The organism is Alcaligenes faecalis, from assembly GCF_002443155.1.
GTDB lineage: Bacteria > Pseudomonadota > Gammaproteobacteria > Burkholderiales > Burkholderiaceae_B > Alcaligenes > Alcaligenes faecalis.
Genome location: NZ_CP023667.1, coordinates 3,414,024 through 3,435,335 on the forward strand (window position 1 = coordinate 3,414,024; position 21,312 = coordinate 3,435,335).

The 21,312-nt window shown below is 56.4% G+C and carries 12 protein-coding genes and 1 pseudogene; 3 read left to right on the forward strand and 10 right to left on the reverse strand.

Features of this window, described 5'->3' with window-relative positions; genetic code table 11:
- Positions 1-5 precede the first annotated feature (5 nt).
- The 7 genes and pseudogenes from CPY64_RS15895 to CPY64_RS19210 form a co-directional block, all read right to left on the reverse strand.
- Complete coding sequence (locus CPY64_RS15895; RefSeq protein ID WP_080723776.1) at positions 6-1,196, reverse strand: KpsE/RkpR family capsule polysaccharide export protein; 1,191 nt, start codon at positions 1,194-1,196, stop codon at positions 6-8.
- Positions 1,193-1,855 (reverse strand): ABC transporter ATP-binding protein, encoded by a 663-nt coding sequence (locus CPY64_RS15900; RefSeq protein WP_042485827.1) that lies wholly within the window; start codon positions 1,853-1,855, stop codon positions 1,193-1,195. The genes CPY64_RS15895 and CPY64_RS15900 overlap by 4 nt, the downstream gene beginning before the upstream one ends.
- Positions 1,852-2,640, reverse strand: coding sequence for an ABC transporter permease (locus tag CPY64_RS15905; RefSeq protein WP_052362955.1), 789 nt, complete (start codon positions 2,638-2,640; stop codon positions 1,852-1,854). The genes CPY64_RS15900 and CPY64_RS15905 overlap by 4 nt, the downstream gene beginning before the upstream one ends.
- Before the next feature lie 42 nt (positions 2,641-2,682).
- Complete coding sequence (locus CPY64_RS15910; RefSeq protein WP_226791394.1) at positions 2,683-3,882, reverse strand: polysaccharide biosynthesis/export family protein; 1,200 nt, start codon at positions 3,880-3,882, stop codon at positions 2,683-2,685.
- 2 nt (positions 3,883-3,884) lie between these two features.
- Entirely contained in the window at positions 3,885-5,225 is a 1,341-nt protein-coding gene (locus CPY64_RS15915; protein ID WP_042485824.1) for an aminotransferase class I/II-fold pyridoxal phosphate-dependent enzyme, read from the reverse strand.
- Positions 5,218-11,988, reverse strand: a complete 6,771-nt coding sequence (locus CPY64_RS15920) for an SDR family NAD(P)-dependent oxidoreductase (RefSeq protein ID WP_198501054.1) — start codon at positions 11,986-11,988, stop codon at positions 5,218-5,220. Before CPY64_RS15920 ends, CPY64_RS15915 begins: the two co-directional genes overlap by 8 nt.
- Positions 11,989-12,024: 36 nt before the next feature.
- Positions 12,025-12,691 (reverse strand): annotated as a pseudogene (locus CPY64_RS19210) (beta-ketoacyl [acyl carrier protein] synthase domain-containing protein); the annotation flags it as partial.
- A 1,100-nt stretch (positions 12,692-13,791) separates the two neighbouring features.
- Between CPY64_RS19210 and CPY64_RS15930 the strand changes: the two are divergent.
- A complete protein-coding gene (locus tag CPY64_RS15930; protein WP_042485822.1) occupies positions 13,792-15,282 on the forward strand; it encodes a nucleobase:cation symporter-2 family protein in 1,491 nt (496 codons plus the stop codon).
- 215 nt (positions 15,283-15,497) lie between these two features.
- On the opposite strand, the gene CPY64_RS15935 is transcribed toward CPY64_RS15930, so the two are convergent.
- Positions 15,498-16,361, reverse strand: coding sequence for a DMT family transporter (locus tag CPY64_RS15935; RefSeq protein ID WP_042485819.1), 864 nt, complete (start codon positions 16,359-16,361; stop codon positions 15,498-15,500).
- Between the two features lie 128 nt (positions 16,362-16,489).
- Here CPY64_RS15935 and CPY64_RS15940 point away from each other — a divergent pair, with 128 nt between their 5' ends.
- Both CPY64_RS15940 and CPY64_RS15945 read left to right on the forward strand, forming a co-directional pair.
- A complete protein-coding gene (locus CPY64_RS15940) occupies positions 16,490-17,881 on the forward strand; it encodes an aminotransferase-like domain-containing protein (RefSeq protein WP_042485815.1) in 1,392 nt (463 codons plus the stop codon).
- Between the two features lie 93 nt (positions 17,882-17,974).
- A complete protein-coding gene (locus CPY64_RS15945; RefSeq protein WP_226791395.1) occupies positions 17,975-18,880 on the forward strand; it encodes a DMT family transporter in 906 nt (301 codons plus the stop codon).
- A 66-nt stretch (positions 18,881-18,946) separates the two neighbouring features.
- Here the strand turns inward: CPY64_RS15945 and CPY64_RS15950 are convergent, their stop codons facing one another.
- Positions 18,947-20,560 (reverse strand): PEGA domain-containing protein, encoded by a 1,614-nt coding sequence (locus tag CPY64_RS15950; protein WP_042485813.1) that lies wholly within the window; start codon positions 20,558-20,560, stop codon positions 18,947-18,949.
- A gap of 8 nt (positions 20,561-20,568) precedes the next feature.
- A complete protein-coding gene (gene tagF / locus CPY64_RS15955) occupies positions 20,569-21,312 on the reverse strand; it encodes a type VI secretion system-associated protein TagF (protein WP_042485810.1) in 744 nt (247 codons plus the stop codon).

The window sequence follows — 21,312 nt, forward strand, 5'->3', positions numbered from 1 at the left end:
TCTTGTTAGTCCACATGGTCCAGGACAATGCTCTTGAGCAGCTTCAAAATCCCGGCCAGGATCAGCGCCAACAGCAAGGTCACCAAGGTGTTGTACAGACGGCGTGGCTCCATCGGATACTCGGGCAAGGTGGCGGACTGCAGCACAGACACTTTCTCCAACATGCGAGTGGCGTCAATCCTGCCTTTCTCCAAAGCAGTCAAAGACGACTTGTAGAGCTCTTGCGTGAACTGCACATTCATCTCCAAGCGGTAGAACTCTTCTACGTACTTATTCAAGGTGCCACCCGATGGCGTCGCCAATTTGAGTTTCTCCGCTTTGATTTGCGCATCCACGGCCCTCAAGGACTGCTTAAGCATCTGAATATTAGGATGATCCCGATCCAGGGTTTTGGGCAGGGACGCCAATTGGGTCTGCAATTGAGCACGCTGCCCTTCTAACGTCGCGATAATGGCGTTGATGCTTTCCGCAGTCGCTTGAGGCGACAGCAAACCAGCCTTGTTTTGGTAGTTCAGCAATTCCTGGCTGGCTTTCTGGAAACGTTCCTGGGCTTGATCGACCTGCGTGACCAGGAAATTTACTTGTACCTGGGCCATCTCATGGCCAAGTACGTTCATATACCGTTCGCCTTCCTGGACCAGTTGCTGCGTGATAGCCTGTGCCATCGCAGGCTCATACGCCTGCACCTGGATTCGCAGCACACCGGAAAACTCGTCAAACTCGACGCTGACCCGTGATAAATAATATTGGTGGAACCACTCCATGGATTCATCCTGGAACCACAGGCGGGAAATCAAGTCATGCTCCGACGAACTGTAGTGCGCCCGTAAATCCAGCGCCTCATCCAGCTTCTTCAACATGTCTACGGAAAGCAGATAATCACGTAAAAGCAATTGATTAGCCCGGTCTGCGGAAGCGACTCCTGATACCAGCATCCCCAGGTCAAAAGAAGGTGCACCAACCGAGTCCGTCTTACGAATAATGACGTTAGCCTCGGAGACATAACGATCGGATGCAAAGAACAGCCAGTAAGCCGAGGTCAAAACGGCCAGAATAAAAATTACACGTACCGCATGATCAAACAGCCGCAAGGAAAACCAGGAGCGCACACGCGCTATCAGCGAAGGTTTCTTGACTGCCGTCTTGTCCGAGGACGCACCGTTGGTATGCGTAAGAGCTTGGGGTGTATCTGTCATGTTGGAATTGAATCCTTGTAGGCCTTGAGCGCATCATCGATCTGGTCAAACCAGTGCGCTTTTCCCTTATGCAGCCAGACACCAGCCTGGCAAAATTGTCTTAAAGTCTTATTGTCGTGTGCAACCATAATCAGGCCAGCACGATCAGTCATTGTCTTGAAGGCATCCGCCGCCTTTTTTCGGAAGGCGGCATCGCCTGCAGCCGTGACCTCGTCCGAGATATACACATCGAAGTTGAAAGCGAAGGAAAGGGCAAACTGCAACCTAGAACGCATGCCCGATGAATAGGTGTACACCGGTTCTTCAAATGCCTGGCCCAACTCCGAAAAGTCTTTGATAAACGCCAGGCGATCAGCTAAATCGTCTTGGTGTCCATGTACACGACATACAAATTTGGCATTCTGACGCCCCGACAATGTGCCTTCTAATCCCCCATTACCCATGGGCCAGGAAACACGACACAGACGTTGAACGGAGCCCTTGTTTGGGTGATCCACGCCACCGATCAGGCGTAACAACGTTGATTTGCCGGCACCATTAGAGCCAATCAAGCCCACGTTCACCTTGGGGGGAATCGTTAGATTCACACCCTCAAGGACCCATCGACCCACGCCATGTGCCGTCTTGTAGCGTTTGTACATATCATTGACGATGATCATTTCATCACCAACTGCTGGGAGAAACGTCGGTACAGCAGCAAACCCAAAAACAAACTAGTGATACCCCACACATACAGATACGCCATGCTTACCCCAGGCACCATATGGTAGTAACTTGAAAAACCATGCCGCACAAACTCCAGGCCATGCACTAAAGGATTAAGAAGCAACCAATCCCGATAGGGCTGAGGCACAGCAGAAACTGGCATGATGACACCCGAAATCAGATACAAGGGCATCATCAGAATCTTCAGAATATGCTCGGTTTCACGAACCAAGGCCATCAAGACCGAAGCGACCAGTCCGTAGCCCACGCCAAACAGCCATAAACCAAACATGGCGATAAAAACCCGCAAAGGGTCATCAGGTCGAACGTCATGCCCCAGCAAGGCCACCCCCGTCAGAATGACAACCGCGACCAGGACCATCAGAAATGCTTCTAATGATCCACGTGCAATAGCCGTATCAAACGGGTGAACTTGCCGATACGCGAACAAGGGTTTATTGCTATCTGCCGCATACATCACCTGCATCGCCGTACGACGAAACATAAAAAACGCCAGCATCCCCACCACAATCCAGACGGTGACATCAATACCGCCCACGGTACGCAGGCGAATCACAGTAAAGATGAAGGTGACAAAACTGATATGCAGCACCGGCTCCATCAACAACCAGAACCAGGCAGCCCGCATATCAAACAGACGGTCCAGCGCCTCTCGTAAAACCAGTGCCCGCCAAACCGACCAGGTGACGGCCATGGGGCTGCGCACCTGATTACTCATCTCGACCTCTACTAAAAATTTTGCGTTCAACCATGAGGTTCATCACTTCATCATGTTGTTCAAGGTCGTACTAGGCACAGCCACCGACACCACAAGACGCAGGAACTTCTGGAATTCAGCCGCTGGCGAATTGGAGACATAAATCACGTCCTTATCCTGCACAGGGAAGTTCTGAGTGACGAAGAAAGAAGCCGGATCACGCAGGTCGATCTCGTACACCACAGGTACGACACCCTTCTTATCCAGCAGGGTCGACTCAGAGGCGCCTTCCACCAGCGCAGCATCTTCAAAGCGGAAGACAAAAACACCACGAGCATCAGCGCGTGACGTATCCAGGCCACCGGAGCGGGCCAGAGCCTGCACCAAGGAAATGCCTTTGGCTTCAAAAGGAATCTCTTCGTTCTTGCCGGTTGCACCCAAAATGGAGAAGCTCTGGTTCTGGTACAGCGCCGTAATCACATCGCCCGGTTTCAGCATGATGTTCTGGTTTGGATTACGGATGATCGTATCCAGCGCCATCGTGGATGTGTTCAGCTCTCGCGAGAGCTGAATGGCGATACGGTTGACTGCTTGCTTTACGCCACCGCCTGCGGCCAGAGCATCCAGCAAACGCTCACCTTTAGGCGTCAGCGGCATCAAGACGCTTTGATTGACCTCACCCACCACGGTCACGTTGGAGGTGTTGTTCTGAATGACTCTCACCAGCACTTGAGGATTATTCGCCTTGCCCTGCAAACGCTTGGCAATGCTTTCTTCAATCTGTTGGGTGTTGCGACCTTTGACAGCAATACGGCCAGCGAAAGGCATACTGATCATGCCGTCTGGAGTCACCATTTGCTGGGGGAACGCAACTGCATTGGTTGTTGCTGCCGCTGCTTTAGGATCCAGAGAGATCGTGCCAAACAACATAGCTGGCGGCGCTTCCCAAACCGATACCTCCAGCACATCGCCAGGGCCAATCAGGTAGTTATTCGAGCCGGAGCTGGGAAACTGGGCTGCAAAGTCACCCATGCGCTTTTTAGCGGCCAATTTCTTGGTCAGCTCGTCTGTCACGTTGACCAGGGTGATGCCTTCGATACGGCCTTCACGTCGTTCCTGGACTTGCTGGCGGCTGGGGCCGTCTGCAGGCATCCAGTCGGGCATCGTGGCACATCCGGCCAGTACGGCGACCAGGGTACTGGCCAGTACTGGCCGTCCCATTGCTGCAATCTTGCTTACTGCTGTGTGTAGTAATTGAGCCATGCTTATTTCTTCATGAGCGTGTGAACGGTTTCACTCGCCAGGTCTATGTCATCCTGGCTATGCGTGGAGGACAGGAAAAAGCGCAAACGCGCTGCTTTTTCTTCCACCGCAGGATGGATAATGGGTTGCACATTCAGACCGGCATCAAACAACTGGCCGGACAGTTTGACTGCTTTAAGAGAACTGCCTGTAATCGCGGGAATCACGGCGTAGCCTTCGGCAAAACCGGTATTGATTCCCATCGAGCGCATCGAATTCAGAAACTGACTGCCCCGCTCTTGCAGGGTATGCACACGCTCGGGCTCCCGACGCATGATCTGCAGGGCTTTGAGTGAAGCAGCCGCCAGCACGGGAGAAATCCCCACGCTGTACACAAAGCCGGAGGCAGCGTACTTGAGCAGCTCCACCAGCGCGCGGTCGCCAGCGATATAGCCGCCGCAACTTGCCAGGGTCTTGCTCAAGGTGCCCATCCAGATATCGACATCACGGCCTGCCACACCAAAATGCTCGTGCGAGCCGCGACCCGTCTTGCCCAGCACGCCCAGGGCGTGAGCTTCATCGACCATCAAAAACGCTTTATACCGCCGTTTTATGTCAATAAATGCAGGCAGGTTGGGGATGTCGCCATCCATGCTGTACAAGCCTTCGATCACAATCAGCACACGCTCGAACTGGCCACGAATATCAGCCAGAATGCGCTCCAGAGCGGCGCTGTCGTTGTGAGGGAATGAACGGCGGGCGGCACCCGATAACTGGATGCCTTGCAAAATACTGTTGTGGATCAGGCTATCGTGAATCACCAGATCCTTGGGACCGAACAAGTAACCAATGGTGCTGACGTTGGTGGCATGTCCACTGACAAAAACCACGCAATCATCCACTTCATAGTTCTGCGCCAGCTCTTCTTCCAGCTCACGCTGGACGCGGCGCTCGCCTGCTACCAAACGGCTGGCCGAAGCCGATGTGCCGTACTGGTCCATCGCGGCTTTGGCGGCCGCATTCACTTCCGGGTGTGCAGAAAGACCCAGATAGTTGTAATTGGCAAAGTTCAGATAGTCGCGCCCGTCGATACGCGTGTGCGCAGCGGCCACACCGTCGTGGCTGCGGAAAAAGGGGTTACGCACGCCCATACGATCTGCCATGGCCTTGGGCACCAGCATTTTCTCGTAACCGGGATGGCGGTCAAAGCGGGTGAAGGACTCCGGAATATGGCTGGCCGCAGCCTGACGGGTTGCGGACTGCTCGGCCATGCGGCCATCGCTGGCCGCTTGCCCGGTTTTACGTCCCAGAATGCGCTGGATCAGTTGTGCTTTACTGCCTGGCGCTAGATCGTTCTTACTCATTGATCAGTGATGTTCCTGTTTCTGCCAATCGCTGTACATCTTTTGCCAAGCCTTGCAAGTCAGCCTCGGACATATCATCCCCGTGCTGACGTACGACATCGGCCACCAAATGCCCAGCGTCCTGCTCTGCCGAGTCCTCGCCACCGGCCGTCAGCTTGTCCACAATGCGGGCCGCGACGTTCCAGACAGTGGGAGAATCATTCAGCACCATGGCGGGCAACTGCACGCCAAAGCGTTGCTCCAAGCCCAAGGCCAATTCAACGGCCATCAAGGAATCCATGCCCAGATCATGCAAGGAGCGCTGGGTTTCGATACGGTCTACTTCGGTGCGCAAAATGTTGGCTACTTCCTGTGCCACCCACTCGGCCACCAAAGCGTGAATTTGCTCAGGCGTTTTACCAGCAATCAAGGCGTGAATATCCTGGCCGTCACTGCTGGAATCATGATCCTTGCGAGCGCGGTTCAAGATGGCAAAGCGTTCGCTCTGAGCCGAAGCCAGCAAGCGGGCCAAGGCATTCCAATCGAAGTTGGCGACGATGGACACCTCACCATTGAGGGCCAATACTCGGTCCAGTTGATTCAGCGCCTGATCCGACTGCAAAGGCGCTTTGCCCAGACGTTTGCCCAAGCTGTCCTTCACGGTTTCATTGCGCGTCAGATAGCCTGCGTCACCAATCGGCCCCCAGGCAATGCAAGAAGCCGCCAGACCCAGGTTCTGACGCAAACGCGTCAGGCCTTCCAGGCCTGCGTTGGCGGCTACATAGTTCGCCTGTCCGGGGTTACCAATAGAAGTCGTCACCGAGGAATACAACACGAAGTGAGACAGCTTCAAATCCTGGGTAGCCAGGTGCAGATTCCATGCACCCACCAACTTGGTTTGCAGCACCTTGTCCAGACTGTCCTGATCCATATTGGCGATCAAGCGATCATCAAATACAGCGGCAGCATGCAGCACGCCTGTCAGGGGGCTATCACCCGTCTGAATCTGCGCAACGACAGCTTGTACTGCTGCGAAATCCGTGACATCACACGCCACAATTTGCACACGACAGCCTTGTGCCTGGAACTGCTCCAGCAGCGCTTGTGCACCAGGAGTATCAGCACCACGACGACCCGCCAGAACCAGGGAACGCACGCCACGCTTGACCAGCCATTGGGCTGAAGCCAAACCGAAACCAGACAAACCGCCCGTTACCAGCCACGTGCCCTGTGCGGACAAGTCGACAGGGGCAGCCACTTGTTGAGTGGGCAGGCTGGGCCGGGCATCCTTCAAGGACACCACCAGCTTGCCGATGTGACGAGCCTGTTGCATGGCGCGGAATGCATCAACCACATGTTCGGCACCGAAGCTACGGTAAGGCAGTGGGAACAGCGCGCCGTCATGGAACAGCTCCATGACTTCCTTGAACAAACGTCCTGCCAGGGCTGGTCGGCCGGTCAGCAACTGGTCGGCATCAATACCGAAGTAGCTGATATTGCTCTTGAAGGGGCGCAAGCCAATCGGCGTGTTCTCGAAGAAGTCGCGCTTGCCCAGCTCCAGGAAACGGCCAAATGGACTCAATACGTCCAGGCTGCGGCGCATGGCTTCACCTGCCAGCGAGTTCAGCACTACGTCCACACCTTCACCGCCAGTGGCATCCATCACGTCCTGGGCAAAGCTCAGGCTGCGCGAATCAAATACATGGTCGGCACCCAGCAAGGAAGCGAACACGCGTTTCTCGTCCGTACCAGCAGTGGCATAAATCTCTGCGCCCAAATGGCGGGCCAGCTGGATTGCTGCAATTCCGACGCCGCCAGCAGCACCGTGGATCAATACTTTTTCACCAGGCTGGATATGAGCCAGATGCGTCAGCGCGTAGTACACGGTGAAGAACACAGTGGGAACGGTGGCAGCAGCCTCAAAATCCCAACCTTCAGGCATGGGAGCGATCGCATCCGCACGTGTCACCACGTGGCTGGCAAAGCAGGAGGAACCAAAGCCCATCACCGGCTGGCCTACAGCCACATTGGTAACATCAGCCCCAACGCGGGTGACGACACCCGAGAACTCCAGGCCCAGACTGGCCCCGGCAAAACCGTTTTCTACAGCTTCGTCTGGTAGCAGGCCCATCAAATACATCACATCACGGAAGTTCAGGCCCGCTGCCATGGTACGGACTTCAACCTGACCCGCCGCCAGCTTGGGGGTTTGAACAGCTTGCCATTCCAGATTGCGCAGTTGTCCGGGCACCTGGAAGTCCAGCTTGAAACGGGCATCCTGACTCAACTGAGCAGCCGTTGCCGCAGTAGCCTCTTCCAGCACCAAGGTATGACGTGCGTCTTGGGACAAGACAATTTCTGTCGCGCCATCAGGCCACAGCAACTCCAGCTCCAGACGCTGGGCAACATCGCTGGCATTCACATCGCCAGCCAGATCGATCAAGGTGCAGGACAAGGCAGGCAGCTCGTTCATCACGACACGGCCAAAACCCGACAAGGCCGACTGAGCCGGGTTCACCGCCCAATCCAATTCCTCTGCCATGGCAGGCAAGGCACCGCCCTGCGTCACCAGAAACAAGCGGCTTGCAGCAGTGCGAGCAGACAGGCTTTGCGTCAGGCTCAGCAGTTGCGCGCTGGTCTGGCTGACGGCAGCAACCGTGTCCGCCCAGCCCAACATCTGCACCACATTCAGAGAGCTTTCATCCGCCAGGACATCGGCGCTGGCTGGCCAGGTTTGAGCGCTGACCGTTTGGCCTGCGGCTTCCAGACGAGCCTGCAAAGAATGGGCTTGAACCTGGGAAGCCTCATCAAACAACAGTAACCACTTCGCTGGAGCGACGGCTTCCTGTTTCTGACTCGCCTGCGTGGTCGCGGTGCTGGCCAAAAGCAAATAGGCGCCCTCGCTCAATTCCTGAGCGGCAGGCTCTTGTGCGGTTTGAACCTGCTCAAAACCCGCTTGTTCCAACGCCTTGTGCCAGCCTTCAGGCGACAACAAGGAGGAGGATTGCGTATCCCCAGCAGCATGCCACCAGCTTTGGTCCAGACCAGACAGGAAGTCGGCATGCCAATCTGGGTGACACTCGGCCACCAACAAGACTCCACCCTTAGCCAGCCATTGCTTGCTACGCATCAGGGCAGGTGGAACATGCACGCTACGGTGCAGGCTGTGACGCAGAATCACGACATCAAATTGTGTGTTGTCGACCTGCTCCAGTTGCCATTCCTGCAGGTCAAAACCGACAAGCTGCACATTGGCCAGAGCATGGTGTTGTGTCGCCTGACGGGCCTGCAAATCAGCATCCGGCAAGGCCAGAACATATTCAAACTGATCTTCGGACAGGCAAGCCGCCAGAGTCTTGGGCAAATCGCTAGGGCCCACAGCGACTTCCAGGACTCGCAGTCGCTGAGAAGCGGGCAAGTTCGCAGCCAATTCTCGCAGCTGGGCTTCCAGTGCCAGACGCACGCCCAGATACATGGGGTCATCGTCATACAGCACTTCAACCACAGGGGAACGGCGCAAAGAGGCCAGCAGTTTTTCGCCTGAAATATCGCCACGCAGCAAGGCCGGCAATTGGCGTCCGACCGAACCAATCTGAGTCAGTTGCGGCAAGCTGCTAGGCGAATCCTGCAAAATCGTGCGCCACAGGTCCTGGGCGGGGGGCATGTCGGCCTGCGCCACCACTGGGTGGCCTTCCCCCTCTTGCAGCAGCTCTTCACCGCGCAATAGCTCGCTCATCCAGCGGCCATACGGGCTATTCAGTACATCGGTGCTGAGCTCGGAAGGTTTTACAGCCTGGAAGGCTTCATAAATAAAGGACAGGCTCAAGGCATCCAGCAAAGGCAAAGTCTGCTGGAACCAGGTTTCGCGTTCTTGCTGCTGATCAGCCAGAGCAGCCCAGCCGCTTTGGGCCAGTTGCTCAGGCGAGAGCGTAACGGCAACTCGCTCATCGCGAGGATGAGGGCGCAGATACGGGGTAATTTGCCAGTTCGACACCGCGTGGCGATCCTGGCGCAAGAAATACGCAGCGCGGAAACGGCAGGCCTGGGCGCTGGCCAACAAACGGCCATCAGCACCATACAGCTCAAAATCCGCCAGTACCGAACGGGCACTGCTACGACGCAGGTGTGCACGGAAATGCGTTACCTGTCCTTCGGTGGACAAGGTAAAGCGGCCTACTTTCACAGGCAGCAAGGCCACGCCTTGGCCTGCTTCAATATCTTGTGCGAAAAAATCCACCAGAGACTGGTAGCACACGTCCATCAAGGCCGGGTGCAACAGATAGCCGTCTTGCTCCAGGCCAAGGGGCATTTCCAGTTCGGCATTCAGGCAAGTACCTTGAACCTGCGAGGCCTTCAATCCCTGAAAAGCCGGACCATAGTCCAAGCCCAAGGAGTGCGCCAGGCGATAGTGTCGTTCACGATCAATCTGCAGTTCCGCCGAGCTCAGAGCTGCCAGCTCCGGCTTGGGCATGCGTTCATCCGATGCCAGAATGCGGCCACTGGCGTGCACCACCCATTCGTCCTGGCTCAGGCGTTGACGACTCTTGATATGGAAGCTGCCATCGCGCGGGCTCAGCACAAAACGCAGGCTGCGGGCATGTTCGCCGTCAAAAACCAGCGGCGCCAGAATATCCAGCTCGTCCACCAGGATCAGCGCTTCGCCCAGCCACTCGCGGGCCGCGGCCAAAGCCATCTCCAGATAAGCGGCACCCGGGTACACCATGGCTCCGCCCACTTTGTGATCGGCCAGCCAAGGCAAAATCACTGGGTCCAGTACGTTTTCCCAGCTGATGTCGCTATCTGGCAGACGCCAACCCAGCAAGTCATGCACACGGCGGCGTTCGATGGAACGCATTCCTTCCGTGCTGTTCTTGTACCAGTGACGCTCACGCTGCCACGGATACACAGGCAGATCCACCGGATTACCCGCCACGGGGAAACGGGCTTTCAATTGGGTCGGCAACAAGGCCAAGGCATGCAAAGCCGTATCGGCCAGACGCTGCGGGCCATCATCATGCTTGCGCAGGCTGGACAGCACAACACCCTGTACATCACACTGAGTCAGGGTTTCACGCATATAGCGCTGCAAAATGGCGTGCGGGCCAATTTCCAGAAAGACGCGACAACCCTGTTTGGCCAGGCAGGCAATGGCCTGCTCAAACTGCACGGGTTCGCGAATATTGCGCCACCAGTAGTCCACGCCCAGCTCTTGCGGGGGCAGTTCCTCACCAGTAACAGTCGAAATAAAACGGGCTTGTGATGCCTGCCGGCCGGGCTGCAAATCGCCCAGACTCTTTTCCAGATGCGGCAACAAGCCATCCATATAGGGGCTGTGAAAAGCGTAATCCAAATCCAGCAGGCGGAAGAACACGCTTTGGCCGTCCAGCGCAGACTGAATACGCTGCAAGCCTTCCAGGCTACCGGACAAAGTGATATTGGAGGGGCTGTTCACTCCCGCCACATTCACGTCCAAGTCCGCACCTAGGCCTTCCAGCAAACTATTCACCGCTTCCAGTGACAAACCAATAACGGCCATCCGGCCTTGGCCACGAGTCAGACCTTGGGCCTGGCTACGAGCACAAATCACACGTATGGCTTGCTCCAGATTCAGGGCACCGGCGGCCCAGGCTGCAGCAATTTCGCCCACACTGTGACCGGTCACGGCATCAGGCTGAACACCCTCTTCGCGCAGCATGCGCGTCACAATCACTTGCACCGCAAACAGCAAAGGCTGGGCGACTGTCGTGTCGTCCATGCGGGAGGCAGCTGGCTCCGCCTGCAATTGCTCCAGCAGCGAGAAACCCGCCAAGGGCTGCATCAGCTTGTCCAGTTCGGACAGCAAGGCGGCAAAACGAGGGGACTCGCGCAGCAAGGTCACACCCATGCCCAACCACTGCGCTCCGTTGCCAGCGTACACAAAGGCCAGCTGACCTTCTTTATCCAAGGCATCTACGGTTTGCAGACCTTGCGGATTTTGTCCCTGGGCGTAAGCACGCAGTTGTGCCACGCCTTCTGCGACCGTTTCGGGCTGAATGATCAAAGCACGGGACAAAGCCTGACGACGATGAGCGACCGCATAGCTGATATCGTAAAAATCCTGTGCGGTCTTGTTATCCAGCAAATCCGCGTAATTACCAGCCTGCTCGCGCAGAGCGCCTTCTGTCTTGGCCGACAAGACCAAAGGCGGCAAATCCAAGTTCGGCACAACAGCCGATTGAGTCGCCATCGCTACGGGAGCCTGCAGCAGGACGTGCGCGTTGGCACCACCAAAGCCAAAAGAATTCAGGCCTGCCACCAAAGGTTTGCCGTCGGTGCGTTGCAGCTCCCGGCCCTGGGGCAACAATTCCAGATTCAGGCCATCAAAATCAATCGCAGGATTGGGGGTGTTCAAATGCAAAGCAGGCGGCAGGGCTTGATGCTGCAAAGCCAGAACGGTCTTGACCAGACCGGCCATCCCAGAGGCCGACTCCATATGCCCCAGGTTTGCTTTGACCGAACCGATAGGCAAACGCTGTTCGCGCGATTTTCCATACACCGCACTGATTGCGGTGGTTTCAATAGGGTCGCCTACTGCCGTACCGGTGCCGTGAGCCTCTACAAAGTCCACGTCACCCGCAGCCAAGCCACTGCGCTCCAGCACGGAGCGCATCAACTCAATTTGTCCCTGGCAACTAGGAATGGTGATGCCGGTCTTGCGGGCACCATCGGCATTCACGCCGGTTGCCAAAATGACAGCCTGTACTTGATCACCATCGGCCAGGGCTTGCTCCAAGGGCTTGAGCATCAGAACAGCACCGCCCTCGGAACGGACATAGCCATTACCGGCTTCATCGAACGCCTTGCAGCGGCCATCTGCCGACAGCATCGACGCTTTGGTAAAGCCCACAAAGGGATAAGGGTGCAGCAACAAATTGACGCCACCGACCAAAGCGGTGGACGCCTCGCCATTGCGCAAACTTGAGCAAGCTTGATAAGGCCACCAAGGAGGACGAGCAGGCCGTATCCACCGCCATGGATGGTCCGTGCAAATCGTAGATATAAGACAGACGATTGGCCGCAATACTCATGGTATTGCCAGTCATCATATGAGCAGTCAGGCTGGACAGATCATCCAGGCCGCGCATGCCGTAATCCAGACCGGAAATACCGACATATACCGCACAGTCGCTACCGGCCATGCTGGAGGGCAAAACGCCCGCGTTTTCCATGGCTTCCCAGGACAGTTCCAGCAACAAACGCTGTTGAGGATCCAGCCAGGCAGCTTCACGAGGGGAAATGCCAAAGAAATCCGCATCGAACTCGTCGATACGCGACAGGACACCGGCCGAAAAAGTGATACTACGACCAGGTTCGGATCGTTTATCGTGCTGCAACTCGGTAGTCGCCCAGCGATCCGCGGGGATTTCCGTAACCAGGTCGCGCTTTTCAATTAGAGCATTCCAGAATTGGTCGGGCTGCGACAAATCGCCCGGGAAGCGAAATGCCATACCAATAATGGCAATTGCTCCAGACGCAGTATTACTTTTATTAATATCCGTACGGGATGCTTCTAACTCCTTAGCACCCTTGCCTGTATTTTGAGACACGCACCCTACCCTTTCGATCTTTACTGACTTGCCCTGTCACCGCGGAGCACGGAATAGTCATATTTGATAAAACGCTATTTCGGACAACGACTTCTAACATAGCCGTGTCGCAGGAAGCACACCAGTAAACAATGGCGAAATTTACGTCCAGTTACTATGATTTACAAACCATAATTACATGGAATTTATATAAACCTCATGCAATTTGATAATATTTATTTTCGGTTTTTATTTAAGCATCTGTGCAAAAAATAAAACTTCCAAATTAAATATTCACTGACAATATTGTTCTATTTATTGTTAACAACAAAAACGAGTGTTTGAAAAATAACAAAGCCTTGGGATAATTTACCAAGGCAGTCTAATCAAGCTACTAGGCAAAAGTTCAAAGGTATTTTCATTTCGCCGCCACCTTGAGCAAAATGAAACTTTTAATTCAATCTTGAACAAAGACCGTTGTCTACCTAGAAAACTCTTCTCGCTTGGCAGAACGCGGCTGCACCGCAAAAAGATTAGCAGTTGGGAATGTTACCATTACGCAGTTGTTCTAATCCATAAAGAATTGAAATGGAGCAGCGGTTCACTGTAACAATCCGATGCTGCGCTAAAGGCGCCAAACAAGCTTCTTCGGGACTATCAGGCAACTTACAAGCCAGTCATAACTGACACTTGCAGGCCTTGCTGCAGAGAAGAAAAGACCCTCCGGTCGTATTCAAAAACTCATTTTTGATACAAAGACGACAGGCCCGCAACGAGCGCAAAACCGTTATTGGTGCCGATATACAACGAGCTCACACCCAGACCTGACCATGTGCCACCAAAGCAGTGTTTTCCCTTAGCTGCATCAAAAACACCCGAATCAGGGCGTTTTTTTGGGGGTTATCCCTCATCTATAGCCAGGTCCACCTAGGCTCTATACGAAATGTCTTATGGCATGACTGTCGCACGCCGTTACATTGAAATGGCTTCATCTAATAATTAATCCACTCTGGAGACATTTCATGGGTACGAACGCGACCACCGCACCCGTCGACGAACGATTACCGAACGGCAGGCTGGCTGCACTGGGCTTGCAGCACGTTCTGGTAATGTACGCCGGTGCTGTCGCGGTTCCACTAATCGTGGGCCGGGCATTAAACCTGACGTCTGAAGAAGTATCGATCCTGATTGCTGCTGACCTGTTTGTCTGCGGCATCGTGTCCATCATTCAATCGATGGGCTTTACGCAGTATTTTGGTATCAAGCTGCCCGTCATGATGGGCGTGACATTTGCCGCTGTCGGCCCCATGGTCTCCATGGCTCAGGCTAACCCCGGCCAGGAAGGAGCCCAACTGCTCTTTGGCACCGTGATCGGGGCGGGGATCATCACCATGATCATCGCCCCTGCCGTCAGCCGAATGCTGCGTTTTTTCCCGCCTGTGGTCACCGGCACCATTATTGCCATGATCGGTATTACGCTGATGCGCGTGGGGATCAACTGGATTTTCGGTAACCCTGTCGGCCCTACCGCCCCCACGGTCATCAACCCCGACCACCTGGCCTGGATTCAGCATGCACAATCGGCCGCGGCCATGCCCGGCTCTGCCTTGCCCCCACCTCCAGAAGGCCTGGCCTTGAAAGCAACGGTACCGAACCCGCGCTACGCCAACCTGACTGGTTTGGGTATTGCCGCCATCGTGCTGACCTCGATCCTGCTGATTGCCAAATTTGCAAAAGGCTTTCTGGCTAACGTGGCCGTATTGCTGGGTATTGTCATTGGCGCGGTTGTGGCGTCGGCCATGGGCATCATGACTTACGAGAAAGTGGCCAACGCTGCCTGGGTGGATCTGGTTCTGCCCTTCCACTTTGGCATGCCCAAGTTCAATATCCTGCACATTGCGACCATGACCCTGGTCATGATTGTGGTGCTGATTGAATCTACCGGCATGTTCCTGGCGCTGAGCGATATGACAGGCAAGAAAGTCGATCAGAAAGATCTGGCTCGCGGCCTGCGTACCGACGGTCTGGGCACCTTGCTGGGCGGTATCTTCAATACCTTCCCCTACTCCAGCTTCTCGCAAAACGTGGGGCTGGTTGCCGTGACTGGCGTGCGTAGCCGCTTTGTCTGCGTGGCCGGTGGTGTGATTCTGATCATTCTGGGCCTGCTGCCCAAGATGGCGGCCCTGGTTGAATCCCTGCCCACCGTGGTTCTGGGCGGCGCCGGGATTGTGATGTTCGGTATGGTGACCGCCACCGGTATCCGCATTCTGTCCGGCGTTGATTACAAAACCAACCGCAACAACTCCATGATTGTGGCCATCTCCATTGGCGTGGGCATGATTCCTCTGGTTGCGCCCAACTACATGCAGTGGATGCCTCACGCCATTCACCCGCTGATCGAATCCGGCATCTTGCTGACCTCGATGGCTGCCGTTCTGCTGAACTTGTTCTTTAATGGTGCTAAAGAAGATACTCACGCAGCGGTAGAAGCCGCCAAGCACGCTGAAGCCTAAGACGCTTGCCAGCTTGTATTGAAACCGGCCTGTCAAATCCATGACAGGCCGGTTTTTTATTATCCGATATACCAAGCGAAAACGCCCCCTTCAGGAACTGCCAACTGAAAACAGCGTACAAGTTAATTTTCGCTGGGCAGTCCAAAGAGAAAGATCGCCTCCTTGCAGGACATCAAACCAAAGGCGCAGCGTGTGACCGCTCCCCTTTTCTGACATCAAGAAGCGAAGCGCCGTGCACCAGCCACGCACAAGGCAGCGCCTAAAGTGACCCAGATCATGCTGGCATTGACGGACTCACCTAATAAAGCGGCAGCCAGCCCCAAGCCCATAAAAGGTTGCAGCAACTGTAATTGCCCCACCGCGGCAATCCCACCGTGTGCCAGGCCCCGGTACCAGAACACAAAGCCCAGGAACATACTGAATACTGAGACATAGCCAAAACCTAACCAGGCGGCAGTGTTCACGCTGCTGAAGCTCTGAGGCCAGAACCACAGCATCAAAACGAACATGAAAGGCAAGGAAAGCACCAAGGCCCAGCAAATCACTTGCCAGCCGCCCAGGCGACGTGACAGACGGCCGCCTTCGGCATAACCCAGGCCACACACCACCACGGCGGCCAGCATATACAGATCCCCTTGCCAGGCCGCATCCAGACCTTCTCGCGCGGCATAGGCCATCACCAGCAAGCAACCTAAAACAGAGCACACCCAGAACACGGGCTTATGACGTTCACCGGCCAAGACCACCCCAAAAAGCGCTGTGCACAAAGGCAATAAGGCGACGTACACAATGGAATGCGCCGAAGTGATGTACTGCAGAGCCAGTGCTGTCAACAAGGGGAATCCCAGCACAACACCAAAACCAACCACGGCCAGGGGCAACAGGTCCGAGCGTTGTGGCCGTGCCACGCGCCCGATCAGCAACCAGATAGCCGCCAACAAGGCAGCGAGCACCGCTCGCGCGCCCGTCAGAAAAAAAGGATCCATACCCAGCACAGCAACACGTGTAGCCGGTAAAGAACCGGCAAAAATTGCCACACCAATAAAGCCGTTTAGCCAGCTGACTGCCTTGCTATCCATCTTTCACTCTCCAACAAAGATGCTTGTCAGTACAACACAGCTATGCCAGCATACACAGGCACAGTCCAGTACAGTTTTAAAAAACTGTACTGCTCACAAGACCCACACACCGTGCCCGAACCTGCCCCATGTCTGCCTTGACCCGTATCGACCACATCATGCAATCCGTGCGTGAACGCATCGCGGCACGGACCTACCCGCCCGGCACCCGCCTGCCGTCAGTCCGCGCTCAAGCGAAGTCGGCAGGCGTGTCGGTATCCACGATTGTCGAAGCCTATGGCAGGCTGGCCGCTGAAGGTCTGATCGAGGCTCGCGCAGGTTCCGGCTTTTATGTGACGGCTCCTTTGGCTCCACTCAGCTTGGCCGCCCTGGAACCAGCTCTGGAAAAGGATATCGATCCTCTATGGATCTCCCGCCAATCTCTGGAAGCCGATGCCGATGTCCTGATGCCCGGCTGCGGCTGGCTTCCCTCGGACTGGATGTATGACCACGGGGTGCGCCGGGGTTTGCGCAAGGCCGCTCGTAGCCCCAGCGCAGATTTGACGGACTATGGCTCACCTCTGGGTCTGGAGCCCTTGCGACAAATGCTGGCCCGCCGCCTCGTACAGTCCGAGATAGACGCCGCCCCGCATCACATCATGTTGACCGACTCGGGCACTCAAGCCATTGACCTGCTCTGTCGCTTCTTTCTGGAGCCGGGCGATACGGTCCTGGTGGACGACCCCTGTTATTTCAATTTCCATGCCTTGCTGCGAGCACACCGGGCCAAGATCGCCAGCGTGCCCTACACCCATCAAGGCCCTGATCTGGCCGCCTTCGAGGCAGCCCTGCAAGAACACAAGCCCCGCCTGTACATCACCAATTCAGGCATACACAACCCAACCGGCGCGCGTCTTTCGGCCATGACCGCACATAGCGTGCTGGCCATGGCCCAACGTGCCGACCTCTACATTATTGAGGACGATATTTTCGGGGATCTGGAAACCCGACCCGCCACCCGTCTGGCCGCGCTGGATGGCCTGTCCCGTGTGGTACAGATAGGCAGTTTTTCCAAAACACTGTCGGCCGCCTTGCGCTGCGGTTATATCGCTGCCCAGACTCCGTGGATAGAAAGCCTGGTCGATTTGCGTACCGCCACCAGCTTCAGCAGTAACCGTCTGGCCTCGCATATCCTGAACAGCGCGCTTGGCGACAGCGGCTATCGCAAGCATCTGGAACGAGTGCGATGCCGGCTCTCCAAAGCCATGGATCACACCGTGACACAGCTGGAACAACTTGGCCTGACACCGTGGCTACGCCCCCGCGAGGGCATGTTTCTCTGGGTCCGCCTACCCACCGGACATGATGCCTTGAGTCTGACTCGCGCCTGCCTGCCCCATGGCGTGGTGCTGGCGCCCGGCCCGGTTTTTAGCCAGGCTCCCGATGCAGCCCAGTTTCTGCGCTTTAACGTCGCACAATGCGGTGACAAACGCGTCTTTAGTGTCCTGAAACGAGCTCTGAACAAAGAGCTGTCTGTTTAAAGCATCAAGGAATTTCAGGCCTTCCACCATAATGCCGCACGTCGGTGTCCTGGTCGCGACCAGAGGATTACAATCGGCTCTGTTATGCGGCCCATGCGGACCGCCGCCACCGATCCCATTCCCATGTCCCCCAAAGACTTACGCGATTTATTCCTGCTGGCCGCCATCTGGGGCGGCTCGTTTTTATTTACGCTGCAAGCGGTCCCCGACTTTGGCCCCTTTCCCCTGACCGCCATACGGGTCGGTGTAAGCGCTCTGGCCTTGATGAGCTACATCACCGTCACCGGACGCTTACCCATCTTTCTGGCGAACTGGAAACCCATCTTTGCCCTGGGCATTCTGAATGCCGCCGTGCCCTTCTCCTTATACGCCTTCGCAGCCTTGCGACTGGAGTCGGGCTTGCTGGCCGTCCTGAATGCCATGGCTCCCTTGTTCGGTGCACTGGTTGCCCGCGTCTGGTTAAAAGAGCGCCTGACACCCAGCCGCATTCTGGGCCTGTGTTTGGGCTTCCTGGGCATTCTGATTCTGGTATACGACAAGCTCAGCTTCAATAAAGGGGCCGAGGGCTGGGCCGTGCTGGCGTCTTTGCTGGCCACGGTGTTTTACGGTATTGCCGCCAACTTTACCGCCCGCTATCTGCGTGGTGTACAGCCACAAGCCGTAGCGGCAGGCAGCATGGTCAGCGCAACATTGGTTCTATTGCCAGCAGCCATTTACTGGTGGCCCGCACAGTTTCCTGGCCTGCATGCCTGGGGGGCTGCGCTGTCCTTATCCCTGCTGTGCACGGCCGTCGCCTATCTGATTTTTTACCGTCTGCTGTCCAATGTCGGCCCCTCCAAAACCATTACGGTGACCTTTCTGGTGCCGCCTTTTGGGGTGCTGTGGGGCGCCTTGCTGCTGGACGAGGCCCTGACCGCACAGATGCTGATCGGCATGAGTACCGTGCTGTTTGGGACCTTGCTGGCCACTGGACTGATCGGCAAGCGCAAGGCGGCGTAAGTCAGCTACGCCGCCTTCGGGCTTCTGCGTCTTCGTTCTCGGTTCCCGGTTCCCGGTTCCCGCAGCCTATTTGAACTCGTGGCTGACGCTGGCCGTCTTTCCTGAGCGTACCCGTATTGTTGTGCTGAACTCCGGCAAGCCCGCATTTTTGATAACGATGCGGTGCGAGCCTGGAGCCAGGGACAAGGACTTCAAAGGCGGGCTGACACCTTGCTTGCGGCCATTCACATAGACCTCCCCCCAAGGGCGTACATCCAGGGCAACCGTGCCCTTAGCCGGTGGCGCGGGCTTGGCGGCGACGGGCTCCAGTTGTTCCACATGATCGACTTGCGCGGTAGGCTCTGAAGATTCGGTTTGTGTGCTTGCGGCCACTCCTGATGCAGTGGCCGAGGCAGTCTCGGTAAGTCCCATTGCTCCGGCACTTCCCGCAGCCCCGGTAGTTTCCTTAACTCCGGAGGCCTCTGCTGTTGCAGCCCCCCCTTCAGTAACTCCTGTAACTCCAACGGCTCCAGTTGTTCCGGCTGTTCCGACTGTTCCGACTGTTCCGACTGTTCCGACTGTTCCGACTGTTCCGGCAGCATGATCAGCCAAAGCCAGACGAGCTGCATCATCCGATGTGTTTTGTATTTGAACTGGCAAAGCAGGCTGCAAAGCTCCCGACTCGGACAGCAGTTTCAACTCCGGTGTTGTCGCGGCTTGTGAGCCCGAAGCCTGGGCTAATTGCTGCCCTGCCTCCGTGCCATTTTGCGTACCTGTCAGCCGCGACCCAAGCTGATCTGCTCCTGCCTCCAAAGACTGCCCCGATTGAGGTGCAGACACACCCCCTACACCCAAAGCAGCCACATCATTCGGCTTGGACTCTCCACCCACCACCAACCCTCCTGGCGGCTCCGACGTAGTTGGTCCCGGCCTTGTTGTGGACTCTTCAGGCGTGGCGCCCACCACCGCCGGACGATTGGCATCAGACGATGCCACAGCGGGCCCGGAAGTGTCACTATCACCGCTCCAATACGCCGCCCCCAGCCCTGCCAGAACGACTATTGCCAAGCCCGCCAGCCACAGTGGCAAGGAAGATCGGCGCTCAGGCGTAATCGGCCGCACCGCTTGCGCAGCGGGAGCATGTTCGGGCAAAGGCTCTGGCACTTGCCCCAATCGTTCCAGCCGTCGGTAAGAAGCCATGGATTGAGGCCGCTGTACCCAGTCAAGGGCCAGACCCTGCAACATGGCCTGCGTAGGACCATCTGCGTCCTCATCCATCACCACAGGATCTTTCAGTTGCCGCCAGGGAGCGGCCATCAGGGGAAGGCCGCTCGTCAACTGCCAGCGCAAGGCCGCATAACCGTAGACATCCGTCCAGGGGCCGGCAGGTCGCACCGGATCGTCCACATATTGCTCTGGAGCCGCACAAGGTTCATCAAATGCCACCCCCTGAGCACGCGCCTGCGCCAGACTGCGCTTGTGCAGGTTCTGTTCCAGCGGCAATAGCTGAACCAAACCTTCATCACTCAAGACCACCGTACCCAGCCCCAGCGCGCCATACCATTCCTGATGCTCATGCAGCTCGGCCAACTGCAAGGCCAATTGATCCAGAATCACCAGCCGCTGGTCCAGCGACAGGGAGTCCAGAATCTGCCCCAAAGGGCGGCCCTGAACATCCTTGGCAGAGTGTGTACGTTTCATGAGCGGTCTCACCATGGTTGATAAGCGCGGCTTTCTGCATCTGCCGCTGTGGCTGACACGAACAGACGCCGAAACAGGGCCAGACTTAACTCGCCGCTGTGCGTCACGCTGCGCCAGCTTGGATTATTCATGCCCAGACACCACCAGTAACTGCGGTGGGAACCGGGCTCCAGACAAGGCTGCAAGACAGCCCAGGGGTTTTGTGACACAGAGGGCGCTTGAGAGCCGTACAAGACATCCAGAATGTCCTGCCCCGCATCGCGCTGCTGGGACTTGGCGGCGACACTATCCGCCAGCAAACCGGCATAGGGCACGGCACTGCACAAGGTCTGGTCCAGCTGCGTTGCCGCCCAGCAAAAACGCACACCTTGCTGCAAGGTCAGGCCCAATTGCTCAACCATACTGGCCAGCACAGGCAGGCGGACACGCTGAGACTGATCGGCATCCAGTGGCACCAAAGCGCACACCAGATACTCGCGCCCAACCCGGTCCTGACTGGGCATGACCGCCCCTGCTTGCACACCCCCTTGCGGCAAGGACATCAGAAATCCCCAGGCATGGACGGGCGAGCTGGGCATATTGGCTCCAGCCGTCTTGCTGGGCGAACGAATCTGGCTGACACCACTGCTGAACCAGCGCTCCCACGGCAACAAAATCGGCTCGGGCATACGTCTGCGCACAAAGTCCCCCATGGCCGGAATCTTGCCGTACCACATCACCACCGGGCTGGAATCGAAATCATCCTGGCGCAT

Excerpts from the sequence above, each read along its gene's own strand:
- CPY64_RS15900 (WP_042485827.1), bottom strand. The coding sequence starts at position 1,855 with ATGATCATCGTCAATGATATGTACAAACGCTACAAGACGGCACATGGC.
- CPY64_RS15940 (WP_042485815.1), top strand. The coding sequence starts at position 16,490 with ATGTCTGCCTTGACCCGTATCGACCACATCATGCAATCCGTGCGTGAA.
- CPY64_RS15950 (WP_042485813.1), bottom strand. The coding sequence starts at position 20,560 with ATGAAACGTACACACTCTGCCAAGGATGTTCAGGGCCGCCCTTTGGGG.
- CPY64_RS15910 (WP_226791394.1), bottom strand. The coding sequence starts at position 3,882 with ATGGCTCAATTACTACACACAGCAGTAAGCAAGATTGCAGCAATGGGA.
- CPY64_RS15930 (WP_042485822.1), top strand. The coding sequence starts at position 13,792 with ATGGGTACGAACGCGACCACCGCACCCGTCGACGAACGATTACCGAAC.
- CPY64_RS15920 (WP_198501054.1), bottom strand. The coding sequence starts at position 11,988 with ATGCTCAAGCCCTTGGAGCAAGCCCTGGCCGATGGTGATCAAGTACAG.
- CPY64_RS15895 (WP_080723776.1), bottom strand. The coding sequence starts at position 1,196 with ATGACAGATACACCCCAAGCTCTTACGCATACCAACGGTGCGTCCTCG.
- tagF (WP_042485810.1), bottom strand. The coding sequence starts at position 21,312 with ATGCGCCAGGATGATTTCGATTCCAGCCCGGTGGTGATGTGGTACGGC.
- CPY64_RS15905 (WP_052362955.1), bottom strand. The coding sequence starts at position 2,640 with ATGAGTAATCAGGTGCGCAGCCCCATGGCCGTCACCTGGTCGGTTTGG.
- CPY64_RS15935 (WP_042485819.1), bottom strand. The coding sequence starts at position 16,361 with ATGGATAGCAAGGCAGTCAGCTGGCTAAACGGCTTTATTGGTGTGGCA.
- CPY64_RS15945 (WP_226791395.1), top strand. The coding sequence starts at position 17,975 with ATGCGGACCGCCGCCACCGATCCCATTCCCATGTCCCCCAAAGACTTA.
- CPY64_RS15915 (WP_042485824.1), bottom strand. The coding sequence starts at position 5,225 with ATGAGTAAGAACGATCTAGCGCCAGGCAGTAAAGCACAACTGATCCAG.